We start from the raw sequence: 14,985 nt of genomic DNA on the forward strand, positions 1-14,985 counted from the left end.
ACATAATAAAGGGGTAGTAAAGAATGCCTAACAGTCAAAAGATTCGTCATTCGTTATCATCTGCGCAGTCTGGTATGTGGTTTGCGCAACAATTAGATCCGCTTAATCCAATTTATAATACTGGGGAATATGTAGAAATAAACGGAAATATTCATCAAGACATTTTTGAATTAGCTGTACGTAAAGTTGTAATGGAAACAGAAGCACTTCATGTTCGCTTCGAAGAGGATGAAATTGGCCCATGGCAAGTTATTGAAGAATCACAGTTTCATATGCATTTTATTGACGTTCGTAAAGAAGAAAATCCTGAAGAAGCTGCTAAAGTATGGATGAAAAATGATTTATCTATGCCAGTCGATTTGAAAAAAGATACTTTATTTACTGAAGCACTTATTCAAGTTGAAAATAATCGTTTCTTTTGGTATCAGCGCATCCATCACATTGTGATGGATGGCTATGGATTTTCACTTCTTAGCCAAAAAGTAGCGAATGAGTATACATCACTTATAGAAGAAACAAACAAGAATGAAAAACCATTTGGTTCTCTTGCAAAAGTCGTGCAAGAAGATATTGAGTATCGTGAGTCTAAACAATTTCAGGAAGATCGTACTTTTTGGTTAGAAAAGTTTGCAGATGCCCCAGAAGTTGTAAGTTTGGCAGAACGAGCACCGAGAACATCAAATGGATTTTCACGAGAAACAGCTTATTTATCTAGTTCTAGCACGAAAACTTTACTAGAAGATATCAATATTTCGTTAACAAGTTGGCCGGAATTCATTGTGGCTGTAACAAGTATTTATATGCATAAATTAACAGGTGAAAATGATATTGTTTTAGGTTTACCGATGATGGGACGTCTAGGTTCTGTATCTATTCATACACCAAGTATGGTAATGAATTTAGTTCCACTTCGTATTACAGTAACTCCAAATATAACTCTTGCGGAATTATTGCAGCAAGTTTCTAAAGAAATCCGAGATGTACGTCGCCATTATAAATACCGTCATGAGGAATTAAGAAGAGATTTAAAGTTACTAGGTGAAAATCAAAGGTTGTTTGGACCGTTAGTGAATGTTATGCCTTTTGATTACGGGCTTAATTTTGCTGGAAATCGTGGTATTACGCATAACTTATCAGCAGGACCTGTCGATGATTTATCGATAAATGTATATAAACGTTTTGATCAAAATGAGATAATGATTCATTTTGATGCAAATCCTGAAGTATATAATAACGCGGAGCTAGCATTGCATAAAGAAAGATTTATGAATCTATTTGAATTAGTAATAAATAATTATGAGAAAAACGAGTCGATTGGAAAAATAAACATTACTCTGCCTGAAGAAAATCATAAAGTTTTATTGGAATGGAATGAAACGAAGGAAGACGATGAATTAATCAGTCTGCCTATATCATTTGAAAAACAAGTGAAAAAAAATCCCAATAAACTAGCGATTACTTGTGACGGTGTAATCCTTACGTATAAAGAGCTAAATGAACGAGCGAATGAACTAGCACATTATTTAGTAGAAGAAGGAATACGACCAAATCAGTTTGTAGCTTTAGTATTCCCTAGATCAATAGAAATGGTAGTTAGTATGCTAGCAGTCTTAAAGGCTGGTGCAGCGTATTTACCAATAGATCCAGAATACCCAGCAGATAGAGTTACTTATATAGTAAATGATGCAAAACCAGTTTGTATCATAACACATTCATCTGTTTCATCTAAGTTAGTTATAGAAAAGGATATGAAAAAAATTGTATTAGATGACGAAGAAACGAAACTAGCGTTACATACATATTCTCGTATGAATATAGCATGTAAGAATGATGTATCACTGTTAAACCCAGCCTATACAATATATACTTCAGGCTCAACAGGAAACCCAAAAGGTGTAATTGTTCCTATGAGAGGTTTAAGTAACTTTTTAATGGCTATGCAACAAAAGTTTTCATTAAATGAAAATGATCATTTATTAGCAGTTACAACGTTTGCATTTGATATTTCTGCACTAGAAATTTATTTACCTCTTATTAGTGGTGCAAGTTTAACAATTGCGCAAAAAGAAGACATACAAGAGCCTTCTGCATTAACGACACTTTTACATGAAGAAAGAGTGACCATTATGCAGGCTACACCGACGCTTTGGCAGGCGTTAGTAACTGATTATCCAGAGAAGCTACAAGGGCTAAGCATACTTGTTGGTGGTGAAGCTCTTCCAGCGCATTTAGCAAATAAATTACGAGAATTAGGTTGCTCAATAACTAATTTATATGGACCAACTGAAACGACGATTTGGTCTACTTTCATGAACATTGATGAAGGTGAAAAGGGCATACCTCCTATTGGAAAACCAATTTGCAATACAGAAGTGTATGTATTGGATGCAGGGTTACAACCAGTGCCACCTGGAGTTATTGGGGAATTATATATTGCAGGGGAAGGACTTGCAAGCGGATATTTAGGAAAACCTGAGTTAACAGCTGAACGGTTTGTTGCAAATCCTTATGGAGAATCAGGGAAGCGCATGTACCGTACAGGAGATCTTGTGAAATGGCGTAGTGATGGTGCGTTAGAGTACATTAGTCGCGCAGATCATCAAATTAAAATTCGTGGATTCCGAATTGAATTAGCTGAAATTGAAACGGTATTACAACGACATGAAAATATTCAACAAGCGGTAGTAATGGTACGAGAAGATCGTGCAAATGATAAACGCATCATTGCGTATATCGTTGCAGAAGAAAAGGAACCGATTAATCTTTCAGAAATTCGTTCTTATGTTTCAGAAAGTTTAGCGAATTATATGATACCATCGACATTTGTTGTGCTAGAAGTATTACCATTAACGCCAAATGGTAAGGTTGACAGAAAGAAATTACCTGCTCCTGATTTTAATGGAATGAACAATGAGAGAGTTGCTAGAAATCCGAAAGAAGAAATATTATGTGATTTATTTGCAGAAGTACTTGGTGTTTCTCGAATTGGCATTGATGATAATTTCTTTGAAATGGGTGGACATTCACTTCTCGCATCTCGTTTAATGGCAAGAATTCGTGAAACGTTAAGTGTGGAATTAGGAATTGGGAAACTATTTGAATCACCAACTGTTGCCGAACTGGCGAAACAATTAAACCATGCAAAAAGCGCAAGACCAGCTATTCAGAAAGCAAGTAGGCCAAATGAAGTTCCACTTTCATTTGCACAGCGCAGGTTATGGTTCTTAAATTGTTTAGAAGGTCCAAGTCCTACTTATAATATTCCGCTAGTCATTCGTATGAATGGAATATTGAATCGGGAAGCATTACAAGGTGCTTTTTATGATGTAGTTGAGAAACATGAAACACTTAGAACAATTTTCCCTAACGTATTAGGTAGTTCCTATCAGAAAATTTTAGATATGGAAAACTTAAATTTAGAAATGGTTATAACTAATACATGTAAAGATGAATTAGAAAGTGTACTTTCAGAGGCGGTAAGATATAGCTTTAACCTCGATTTTGAGCCGGCAGTTCGTTTGCAACTTTTTACAATGAGTGAAAACGAACATGTATTATTAATTCTATTACATCATATTGTAGGTGATGGCTGGTCATTACAGCCGTTAACGAGAGATTTTACAGCGGCGTATAAAGCGCGAAGTCAAGGTGACAGAGTTCAGCTGGAGACACTACCAGTTCAATACGCAGATTATGCACTTTGGCAACAGCAATTGCTAGGTGATGAAACGACACAAGAGAGTCTTATTTCAACACAATTAGATTTTTGGAAAGAAGAACTTAAAGGTTTACCAGACCAAATGGAGTTACCTACAGATTTCCAGCGTCCAATTGAGACGAGTTACCGCGGGGAAACAATTCATTTTCATATAGATGAAGGTATGCATAGTAGGTTAGTAGAGCTTGCACGTAAAAATGGAGTTAGTTTGTTTATGGTATTGCAAGCAGGGCTTAGTGCACTATTTACAAGATTAGGTGCAGGCACTGATATACCAATTGGAAGTCCGATTGCTGGAAGAAATGATGATGTACTTTCAGATATTGTTGGTTTATTTGTAAATACATTAGTGTTACGTACAAATACTTCAGGAGATCCAAGTTTTAAAGAATTATTAAATAGAGTGAAGCAGGTAAATCTTGCAGCTTATGAAAATCAAGATGTTCCATTTGAAAGGCTTGTTGAAGTATTAAATCCAGTACGTACTCGAAACAGCCATCCGTTGTTTCAAGTTATGTTAGCTTTTCAAAATACACCAGAAGCAACGTTTCATGTACCAGATTTAGAAGCGAGCCTTGAAATTCAAAGCGTTGGTTCTGCAAAATTTGATTTAACATTTGAAATTAGTGAGAGTAACGGGGTTGATGGTACTCCGAACGGTTTACATGGATTACTAGAGTTTAGTACCGATTTATATAAACGTGAAACGGTTCAAAAACTAATAGAACGATTCATTTTGTTATTAGATGATGCAACTACAAATCCAGATCAATCCATTGGCAGATTAGAAATATTAACTTTAGCAGAGAAAAATACAGTGTTAGAAAAGTGGAATGGTGGTTTTCAAATTGCACCAGAAATGACATTGCCACAATTGTTTGAAAAGCAGGCTCATATAAATCCAAATTCTATTGCTGTTGTCTTTGAAGATAAGAAATTAACTTATGAAGAGTTAAATAGAAAAGCAAATAAAATAGCTCGATTCCTAATAGCAAAAGGGATTGGTCCTGATCAACTCGTTGCTTTAGCGATGCCAAGATCATTAAACATGGTTGTAAGCTTATTAGCTGTTCTTAAAGCTGGTGCTGGATACCTTCCGTTAGATCCAGATTACCCAGCAGACCGTATTTCATTTATGCTACACGATGCGAAACCATCATGTGTTTTAACGAATTCAGAAGTGGAAATTGAATGTAATGAGGCACTAAAAGTTTTAGTTGATGATGTGAAAGTAATAGCAGAGGTTGAGAAATATAGTGAAGACAATATTGATGAAGTGGAACGAATTAAGCCATTATCTCCATCACATATTGCTTACGTTATTTATACGTCAGGGTCAACGGGCAGACCGAAAGGCGTTATGATACCTCATCAAAATGTAGTGAGACTTTTAGGAGCAACTGATCATTGGTTCCAGTTTGACGGAAACGATGTTTGGACGATGTTCCATTCATATGCTTTTGATTTCTCGGTTTGGGAAATTTGGGGACCTTTATTATACGGAGGGCGTTTAGTTGTAGTCCCACATACTGTAAGTCGCTCGCCGAAAGAATTTTTACAGCTTCTTGTTAAAGAAAAGGTTACGGTTTTAAACCAAACTCCATCAGCGTTCTACCAATTGATGCAAGCAGATCGTGAAAATGAAGAGATTGGCCAAAAATTATCTTTACGATATGTTGTTTTTGGAGGAGAAGCACTTGAGCTAAGTCGCTTAGAAGATTGGTATAGTCGACATCCTCATAACGCACCAAAGCTTATTAATATGTATGGTATTACAGAGACGACAGTACATGTTAGTTATATTGAATTAGATGAAACTATCGTCTCTTTACGGGCAAATAGTTTAATTGGGTGCAGTATACCTGACCTTAAAGTGTATGTGTTAGACAACTATTTACAACCAGTCCCACCTGGAGTAGTTGGAGAAATGTATGTTGCAGGTGCAGGACTTGCGCGTGGATATTTAGGAAGAGCAGGATTAACGGCTGAACGCTTTATCGCAGATCCATTTGGCAAGCCAGGTACAAGAATGTATCGTACAGGAGACTTAGCTCGCTGGCGTAATGATGGGACGCTAGATTATATAGGACGTGCAGATCATCAAATCAAAATTCGTGGATTCCGAATTGAATTAGGAGAAATAGAAGCAGTCATAATGAAGCACCCTAAAGCTGAGCAAGTAGCCGTTATTGTACGTGAAGATCAACCAGGGGATAAACGGTTAGTTTCTTATATCGTTGCATCAAATAATGAAGCAATTGATACGAATGAAATGCGTCAGTTTGCTAGTGGTAGTTTACCAGATTATATGGTTCCATACGCTTTTGTAGTAGTAAATGAGTTACCTTTAACTCCAAACGGTAAATTAGATAGAAAGGCATTGCCAGCCCCAGCATTTATCGCATCATCTTCTAGTCGTGGTCCAAGAACACCGCAAGAAGAAATGTTATGTGACTTGTTTACAGAAGTGCTAAGTGTACCTCAAATTGGAATTGATGACGGATTCTTTGATCTTGGTGGTCATTCACTCCTTGCAGTGCAGCTTATGAGCCGCATGAAAGAGGCGCTTGGAGTGGAACTAAACATTGGTACTTTATTTGCAGCACCGACTGTTGCAGGGTTAGCTGAAAGACTTGAGATGGGGAATGGTCAAAGTGCACTTGATGTGTTGCTTCCATTACGAGCAAGCGGGGATCAATTACCACTATTTTGTGTACATCCAGCAGGTGGATTAAGTTGGTGCTATGCAGGACTTATGAAATCTTTAGGAACAGATTATCCAATTTATGGTGTGCAAGCACGTGGTATTGCTAAAAATGAAGAACTTCCAAAAAGTTTAGAGGAGATGGCGGCGGATTACTTGAAACACGTTCGTGAAGTACAGCCTCATGGACCATATCGTTTATTAGGTTGGTCGCTTGGAGGAAATGTTGTGCATGCAATGGCGGCGCAATTACAAAATGAAGGGGAAGAAGTAGAATTACTCGTTATGCTTGACTCTTATCCTGGACACTTCTTACCGAATACGGAAGCGCCTACTGAAGAGGAAGCGTTAATTGCATTACTTGCTTTAGGCGGATATGACCCAGATAACATGGATGGTAAACCACTTACAATGGAAAGTGCAGTTGAAATCCTTCGTAAAGATGGAAGTGCATTAGCAAGTCTTGAAGAAGAGACTATATTGAACTTGAAAGAAACATATGTAAATTCAGTAGGGTTGTTAGGGAAATATGTACCGAAAGTTTATAACGGAGATATCCTGTTCTTTAGATCTACTGTTATACCAGACTGGTTTGATCCTATTTCTCCAAATACGTGGCTAAATTATTTAGACGGGCAAATTGTGCAGCACGATATTGATTGTAGACATAAAGATCTATGTCAGCCAGGTCCGCTTACGGAAATTGGACAAGTATTAGCGAAATATTTGCAGAATAAGAAAGGGGTAAGTAGAGTATGACGAATCCATTTGAAAATGATAATTACACATATAAAGTATTAATAAATGAGGAGGGCCAGTATTCTCTCTGGCCTGCTTTTCTCGATGTACCTATTGGCTGGAATATCGTATATGAAGAAGCTAGTAGGCAGAGCTGCTTAGAATATGTTGAATATAACTGGAAAGATTTGAATCCAAAAAGTAATCAAGTTCGCGAAAAAACATTAGCAGGAAAACGATAATGAAAGAAAAACTAAATCCAAAAGTAGTTGTAAGTATCGTTTATATAACTGCGATGTTTATGGCTGCGATGGACGCAACGATTGTAAATGTAGCACTGCAAACGATAAGTAGAGAACTACAAGTACCTGCATCTGCAATGGGGACGGTTAATGTTGGGTATTTAGTTAGTTTAGCTGTTTTCCTTCCGATTTCTGGTTGGTTAGGAGATCGATTTGGTACGAAAAGAGTATTTTTAATTGCTCTTTTCGTATTTACAATTGCCTCTGCTTTATGCGGAATGGCTAACGATATTACTTCATTGAATATTTTCCGTATTATTCAAGGTGCTGGTGGAGGGCTTTTAACGCCGGTCGGAATGGCAATGTTATTTCGAACATTTTCACCAGAGGAAAGACCGAAGATTTCTCGGTTCATTATACTTCCAATTGCTGTAGCACCAGCAATTGGTCCTATCATCGGTGGTTTCTTTGTAGATCAAATGTCTTGGCGTTGGGCATTTTATATTAATCTACCGTTTGGAATCGTTGCATTGCTATTTGGACTTCTATTTTTAGCAGAGCATGTTGAAAAATCAGCTGGTCGCTTTGATTCGCTCGGCTTTATTTTATCAGCACCAGGATTTGCGATGCTCATATATGCGCTCAGCCAGGGACCATCAAAAGGGTGGATTTCTCCAGAAATTATGAGTACTGGGATAGCTGGGGGGGTATTCATTACATTGTTTATAATCGTAGAACTGAAAGTAAAGCAACCGATGTTAGATTTACGTTTATTAAAAGAACCAGTGTTTAGAAAGATGAGTCTTATATCATTATTTTCATCAGCTGGTTTACTAGGAATGTTATTTGTTTTTCCACTTATGTATCAAAATTTGATAGGAGTTTCCGCGCTGGAATCAGGACTTACGACATTTCCAGAGGCGATTGGATTAATGATTTCTTCACAAATTGTGCCATGGTCATATAAAAAATTAGGAGCGCGAAAGGTAATTTCTATTGGATTAATTTGTACCGTGGTTATCTTTGTTTTATTAAGTTTTGTAAATCACGATACGAATCCGTGGCAAATCCGCGCATTATTGTTTGGTATCGGTATTTTCTTAGGTCAATCTGTCGGTGCGGTTCAATTTTCTGCCTTTAACAATATCACGCCGCCTTCTATGGGGAGAGCTACTACTATATTCAATGTGCAAAATCGATTAGGTTCAGCAATAGGAGTAGCTGTTTTAGCTAGTATACTAGCTGGTTTTGGAAGTAATAACGCTCAATCCGATTTTTTACCATATCAAGCAGCATTAATTGGATCAGCAATATTTTTGCTCATAGCACTACTATTTTCTTTACGTATTTCCGATAAAGAGGTAATGTCAAAGAAGAAAGAAAAAACATTATCTGTATCAGAAAAAGAGAAAGTACTTGTCAATGAATAACAATATACGCATGCTTTCTTATGAAAATTGATATTCGTTGAATAAAGGAGAGTTTACATGATAGAAAGTAAAGTTGTAGATTCTATTCCAACTTTGAATGAGAATGATTGTCAAATATGGTGGGCAAGAATTTCGGATTTACAATCATGGCATTACAATTTACTAAATGATATAGAGCGAGAGAAAGCAAATTCGTATCATCATTCGGCAGATCGAGCTCGTTTTATAATAGGTTGCGTAATAAGTAGATTAGTTCTCGGTAAGATACTTTCTATGTCACCAGTCCAAGTACCAATTGATCGAATGTGCTCAGTATGTAAAGTGCAGCATGGAAGACCACAATTACCAGAAGGTATGCCGCAATTATCCGTTTCGCATTCAGGTGAGTGGGTTGTCGTTGCTTTTACAAAATCTGCACCTGTTGGCATAGATGTAGAACAAATGAATCCAAATGTAGATGTTATGAAAATGGCAGAAGGTGTATTAACAGACATTGAAATAGCGCAAGTTATGAAACTGCCAAATGAACAGAAAATAGAAGGATTTTTAACATATTGGACTCGAAAAGAAGCGGTGCTGAAAGCGACAGGTGAAGGACTAATGATTCCGCCAGTACATATTACAGTATCAGCTCCAAATGATCCTCCAAACTTGTTGGTTTTTAAGGATAGACAAGAGTTATTAAATAATACAATGATGGAAGATGTAAAGCCTAGTTTAGATTATAGGGCCTCTGTTGCAATATTCAGTAAGGAAGTAACTGAAATTACGCAATTAGATGCGGCAGCACTTTTAAATCTTAAATAAAAAAATTATAGAAGAGGTGTTCCTCATGTTAGTAGCGGAAAATAGAAAGAATGAATTCACTTATAACGTACAAGCAATTAAAAATATTTTATTTTCTGGAGATACATCATCTATTCATGCTTTAGAAAAGCTTTTAAATGATACAGTTCAGTTTGATGTTCTTGAACAAGAGGCACTTGGTAGACAGTACATTCCGAAAGAAGCAAAGAATTTCTTTGATAAAGATGGAACATTTCTTTACCGTGTATCTAATGTTAGTTATAAAGGCAAGGTGTTATCTGAAAATCTAATTTTTGCAGACACTTCGTTTTTACCGGACGCAATAAAGAGTGAATTAGAGAGTGGAAATATTCCTGTTGAAAAGCTTATAGAAAAGATGGAAGTAAGAAGAAATGTATTATATGAAGGATATCAGCCATCTGGAAATATTATCGAATTGTTTGATGGATGTTCTGTTACAGCGAATGTGTATCCAACTAGAAAGTATCAAATTGTAAGTAAATGCAAATGTGTATTTTATATTTGTGAAGTGTATCATGCAGAGAATATAAAGCAATTGCTTAAATAAAAACAAGAAACCAGCCTATAAAATGGCTGGTTTCTTGTTTATTTAACAGCTTCTTTTAATTCTTTACCTGCTTTAAATGCAGGAACTTTACCAGCGGCGATTTGAATTTCTTCGCCAGTTTGCGGATTACGTCCTGTACGAGCAGATCTTTCGCGCACTTCAAAAGTTCCAAAACCGATTAGTTGAACTTTATCTCCAGATTGTAATGCATTAGCAATTGTGTCAAATACGGATTGTACAGCTGCAGAAGCGTCCTTTTGAGAAATATCAGCTGATTGAGCTACGTTTTTAATTAATTCTGTTTTGTTCATGTTTTCACCTCATAAAAAAATTTTTGGAATGAATGTTTTAGTATAATAGATAGTAAAGATAAAGCTATCACTATGATTAGATAGAATACTATATAATTATGTTAATTTCGTTGCAAGAGACTGAATCCCTTCTATTATTTAGGGATTAATTAAGAATCGATGCATATAAAAAGCTTTAGTATGAGGATGAGGGGGAGTATATGAATGATTTTTCGTGAAAAAAATGAGAAGGAAAGTATATTAATTCGTCAACATGACCATGGTTTTTTAGCTGGAGAGATTGCAAAACATATAAAAGAAGACTTTTTTGAAAGTAAAACATATTTAAAAGAAACAGTTGATGCAATATATGAGCATGACAGAGGATGGATAGAGCTTGATAAAGTACCAATTTTGAATGATGCTAAAAATATTCCATATACATTTATGGATTGTCCAAGCCCATTACGTTTTGTTTTTTATACGATTGGTTTGAATGAAATTGAAAATTCTAATCCATACGGGGCATTGCTTTGTAGTAAACATTTTTTATCATTTCCACTAAACGAGGAAGATGAAGAGATGATGTCATTTTATAAACATGAATTAGAACGACAAAAAAGAATCTTGAAAACGTTAACAAAAGAACAGTTTGCGATGTTCGATAAACATTATAAATTATTAAAGTTTTGTGATGAACTTTCTTTATACGTATGTATGAATAAGCCTGGTGTCAAAAAGAAAGATGAAATTGATTTATTTAAAGATGGTTTTGAAGGAACAGAAATGTTTAATAGTGAAGAGGAGAAACTTATTCAAGCTGAATGGGTGGACGAGGAAACAATTCGGATTACACCATTTCCATTTCAAACGGAATTTTATACGTATGTAAAATATAAAACGATAAATAAGCATGAAATGAAAGAAAAAGGGATTGCAAAGGCTGATAGAGAATCAGAAATGAAGAAACAAACCATTCGTTTCATACAATAAGGAGGTAATATAAATTGAAAGATTATATATTAAAACAGTGTGATTATCATGCTTGGGCCAATACAAGATTATTCAATCGATTAAAAGAGTTACCAAACTATGAGACGATTTTTAATGAGCAGATACAGAGTGTATTCCCATCCATTAAGGATACTTTTGTGCATATTTATATTACAGATCAAGTGTGGTTACATATATTGCATGGTAAAAGTATGAATGAAGCAATACAAGACCGAGAAGATTTACGAAAACAAATTGAAACTAAATCGTTACATGAATTAGAAAAAATGTTTGAAAACATGGCAAATCAATATAAAGATTTTTTAATTACAATACAAGATGTGAATGCTGTATTTGTTATTGAGAATCCATATGTAGGGAAATTAGAAACTTCGATTTTAGAATTAGTGCAACATGTCGTAAATCATGGTACATATCATAGAGGAAATATAACAGCGATGATCCGTCAACTTGGTCATTCGTCGACAATGATGGATTTTGTACTGTATTTACATATGGTTAAAAAGCAGGGAGAGTAATATAGTTTGTAAGAAGGAGAGGCTTTAATTATAGAAGTCTCTCCTTCTATTTTATTCCGCATTCATGGTAGATCGACTGATTAAAGTTTTCTTAAGAAGCTTTATTTTCTTGTAATTGCTTAGCGTATTGTACAGCCTTATATGCATTGACTCTACCGTTTTTCCAGTACGTACCTGTACCACTAATTTTATCAGAAGTTGACTCAATAATTTGGCGAATTTGTGTATTACTATATCCTTGATTTGCTAAAAGAGCAGCGACTCCTGCAACATGAGGTGTTGCCATAGATGTACCACTTAATGATTGATACGTGCTTCCTTTATATGTTGAATATATATTTGAACCTGGTGCTGCAACATCTACCCAGCTACCATAAGTAGAGAATGAAGATTTTCTATCTGATTGATCTGTAGAACCAACTGCAATTACTTCGCTGTAATAAGCAGGGTAATTAGCTTTTGTATTTCCAGCATTTCCAGCAGCTGCAACTATAACAGAGCCTTTATTCCATGCATATTGAACGGCTTGTTGTAATGCTGTACCACCATTTGGAGCTCCTAAACTTAAACTAATTACTTTTGCACCCGAATCAGCAGCTTCTCGAATACCTTGCGCTACAGCATCAAGAGTACCACTTCCTTGATTATCTAATACGCGGACAGCATAAATTGAAGTTTGTGGGGCAACACCAGCAATTCCGACGCTGTTATTCGTAAGTGCTCCAGTAATTCCAGCGCAATGTGTACCATGACCATTACCATCATCAGATGTATTGTCGTTATCAACATAATCATGCCCGTAAATTACTTTCGAAGCCAGATCAGGGTGTGAGCCTTGAACTCCTGTATCAATAATAGCTACTTTTACACCCGGATCACTTCGTTGGCTATCCCAAGCTTGTGGAGCTTGAATCTTTTGTAATCCATATTGATTATTAAAATATGGGTCGTTTGGAGTCCAAAAGGCGTGAACGTAATAATTTGGTTCTGCATATTCCACATCTGGATTATTTTTATAACTCTTTATTTTTTCTTTTACAGTACCTTTTGAAAATTGTACGACTTCAAAACCTAACTTATCATCTTTAGATAAGACATTAGCTCCGACAGATTTATGAAAAGATTGCACATTACTTAAAGATGCATTTTGTTTGAACTTAACGATTAATTGGTTAGGAACATAATCAGTAGATGATGTTTCAGCACTTGAAGTATTCGTGTTAAAGAAGAAACCACCAATAATAAATGATAAAACAGATAGGAAAACAATGATTTTGTTTTTCAAAAGATTTTTCCTCCCTTTTCTTGGATGAGTTTTTCAGCGACACTTTAATGTCGCATTCCTTTTCAACTATATAGTTAGACCATACGATTTATGACATTTATGTGAAAAACTTTTGGAGGAATAAAAAGGAGTAAATATTGATATAAATATATTTTTAATGATAGTAATTAAGTAAAAGAAGGGATGAAAAAAGGAATGCTCATCATGTATGAGTCATTCCTTTTTTCATAGATTAACTTGCCTGTTTTTTATTATTTTCTTTCAATTTCTCTGCTTGTAAAAAGCGATTCGTTTCAGCAACAACAATACTACTTAATCCAATCAGACCAATCAAGTTTGGAATTGCCATAAGTCCATTTGCAATATCAGCAAATGTCCATACGATTCCTAGCTTTAAATTAGCACCAATTGCAATCATGAAAATAAAGATTGCTTTATAATATTTAACTGCACTTTCTCCGAATAAATAAGCTACACATTTTTCTCCATAATACGACCAGCCTAAAATAGTAGAGTAGGCAAATAAAATAATTGCGATACCGAGAATCATACTACCAGCAGTACCGAATACAGATTGGAATGCAAGTGTTGTAGCCTCAACACCAGTTTTACCTGATTTCCAAGCGCCTGTAGTAATTAATACTAGTCCTGTAATTGTACATACAATAAACGTATCTAGAAAAGTACCAGTCATTGAAACTAAAGCTTGCTTTGCAGGCGAATCGGTTTTTGCCGCCGCCGCCGCAATTGGTGCACTCCCTAAACCAGCTTCGTTCGCAAATACACCACGCGCCATTCCGATTTGGATAGCTGATGCAACTGTTGCCCCAATAAAACCACCAGCAGCTGCTGTACCATTAAATGCACCAGAAAAAATAAGTGAAAATGCTTCTGGAATTTGGTCGTAGTGATAGAAAATAATTATAAGACCAGCAATTATATAAAAGAAAGCTTTAATAGGAACGACATATCCCGTCACTTTCCCGATTTTTTTTACACCGCCTAAAATAACAATTGCGATTAAAAATGACATTACTATACCAGTTAAAGCAGGAGGGAAAGAGAAATTAATTCGCATTGCCTCTGCAACTGAGTTAGATTGCACCATATTACCAATACCGAAAGAAGCAGTTGTACCAAATATAGCGAATAATATAGCAAGCCATTTCTTACCTAAACCACGCTCTAAATAATACATTGGTCCACCTGAATATTCACCATTTTCATTACTAACACGATATTTCACTGCAAGTATTGCCTCTGCATATTTTGTTGCCATACCGAATAAAGCGGTAATCCACATCCAAAATATTGCACCAGGACCACCAATTGTAACCGCTGTTGCAACACCGGCTATATTACCCATACCAATCGTTGCGGCCATAGCTGTCATGAGTGCTTGGAAGTGACTAATATCTCCAGAAGAAGAAGTATCTTCTGATTTTTTAAACGCTAGTTTGTGAGCGTATAATAGTTTACTAAACTGTAAACCTTTCAAACGCACTGTGAGAATGATACCTGTTCCAACGAGTAGCAACAAAGTTGGTAATCCCCACACGTATTGATTTAGTTGTTCTAATACTTTACTTACTGTCTCCATCTTTATTCTCCTTTTTTAGAAAAAATAAAAACCACTTCAAGTAAATGAAATGGTCTCTGGAGAAACAAGGG

At 35.8% G+C, this 14,985-nt stretch carries 10 protein-coding genes; 7 read left to right on the plus strand and 3 right to left on the minus strand.

Annotation, left to right across the window (positions count from 1 at the left end):
- Window positions 1-23 precede the first annotated feature (23 nt).
- From V7S45_RS11375 to V7S45_RS11395, 5 genes are read left to right on the plus strand one after another with little or no spacing between them, the layout of a single operon-like run.
- Window positions 24-7,181 (plus strand): non-ribosomal peptide synthetase, encoded by a 7,158-nt coding sequence (locus V7S45_RS11375; RefSeq protein WP_001133911.1) that lies wholly within the window; start codon window positions 24-26, stop codon window positions 7,179-7,181.
- Window positions 7,178-7,402 (plus strand): MbtH family protein, encoded by a 225-nt coding sequence (locus V7S45_RS11380; RefSeq protein ID WP_000184055.1) that lies wholly within the window; start codon window positions 7,178-7,180, stop codon window positions 7,400-7,402. Before V7S45_RS11375 ends, V7S45_RS11380 begins: the two co-directional genes overlap by 4 nt.
- Complete coding sequence (locus V7S45_RS11385; RefSeq protein WP_000660188.1) at window positions 7,402-8,832, plus strand: MDR family MFS transporter; 1,431 nt, start codon at window positions 7,402-7,404, stop codon at window positions 8,830-8,832. The genes V7S45_RS11380 and V7S45_RS11385 overlap by 1 nt, the downstream gene beginning before the upstream one ends.
- Before the next feature lie 57 nt (window positions 8,833-8,889).
- Window positions 8,890-9,639, plus strand: coding sequence for a 4'-phosphopantetheinyl transferase Sfp (gene sfp / locus V7S45_RS11390; RefSeq protein ID WP_000573004.1), 750 nt, complete (start codon window positions 8,890-8,892; stop codon window positions 9,637-9,639).
- A 25-nt stretch (window positions 9,640-9,664) separates the two neighbouring features.
- Window positions 9,665-10,207 (plus strand): hypothetical protein, encoded by a 543-nt coding sequence (locus V7S45_RS11395; protein WP_000959125.1) that lies wholly within the window; start codon window positions 9,665-9,667, stop codon window positions 10,205-10,207.
- 38 nt (window positions 10,208-10,245) lie between these two features.
- Here V7S45_RS11395 and V7S45_RS11400 read toward each other — a convergent pair whose 3' ends face one another.
- Entirely contained in the window at window positions 10,246-10,518 is a 273-nt protein-coding gene (locus tag V7S45_RS11400; protein ID WP_001043905.1) for an HU family DNA-binding protein, read from the minus strand.
- Window positions 10,519-10,722: 204 nt separating this feature from the next.
- Between V7S45_RS11400 and V7S45_RS11405 the strand changes: the two genes are divergently transcribed.
- Complete coding sequence (locus tag V7S45_RS11405) at window positions 10,723-11,490, plus strand: DUF3891 family protein (protein WP_000577296.1); 768 nt, start codon at window positions 10,723-10,725, stop codon at window positions 11,488-11,490.
- Window positions 11,491-11,504: 14 nt separating this feature from the next.
- The gene (locus tag V7S45_RS11410) at window positions 11,505-12,029 is read left to right on the plus strand and encodes a DinB family protein (protein ID WP_000656267.1); all 525 of its coding nucleotides are present in this window, start codon (window positions 11,505-11,507) and stop codon (window positions 12,027-12,029) included.
- 91 nt (window positions 12,030-12,120) lie between these two features.
- Here V7S45_RS11410 and V7S45_RS11415 read toward each other — a convergent pair whose 3' ends face one another.
- A complete protein-coding gene (locus V7S45_RS11415; protein ID WP_000790938.1) occupies window positions 12,121-13,314 on the minus strand; it encodes a S8 family peptidase in 1,194 nt (397 codons plus the stop codon).
- Between the two features lie 232 nt (window positions 13,315-13,546).
- Window positions 13,547-14,914 carry a sodium:alanine symporter family protein gene (locus V7S45_RS11420; protein ID WP_000451037.1) on the minus strand — a complete coding sequence of 456 codons (1,368 nt, stop codon included), beginning with the start codon at window positions 14,912-14,914 and terminating at the stop codon, window positions 13,547-13,549.
- Window positions 14,915-14,985: the final 71 nt, after the last annotated feature.

The organism is Bacillus sp. BR3(2024) (assembly GCF_039134555.1).
In the GTDB taxonomy this organism is placed as follows: Bacteria; Bacillota; Bacilli; order Bacillales; family Bacillaceae_G; genus Bacillus_A; species Bacillus_A cereus.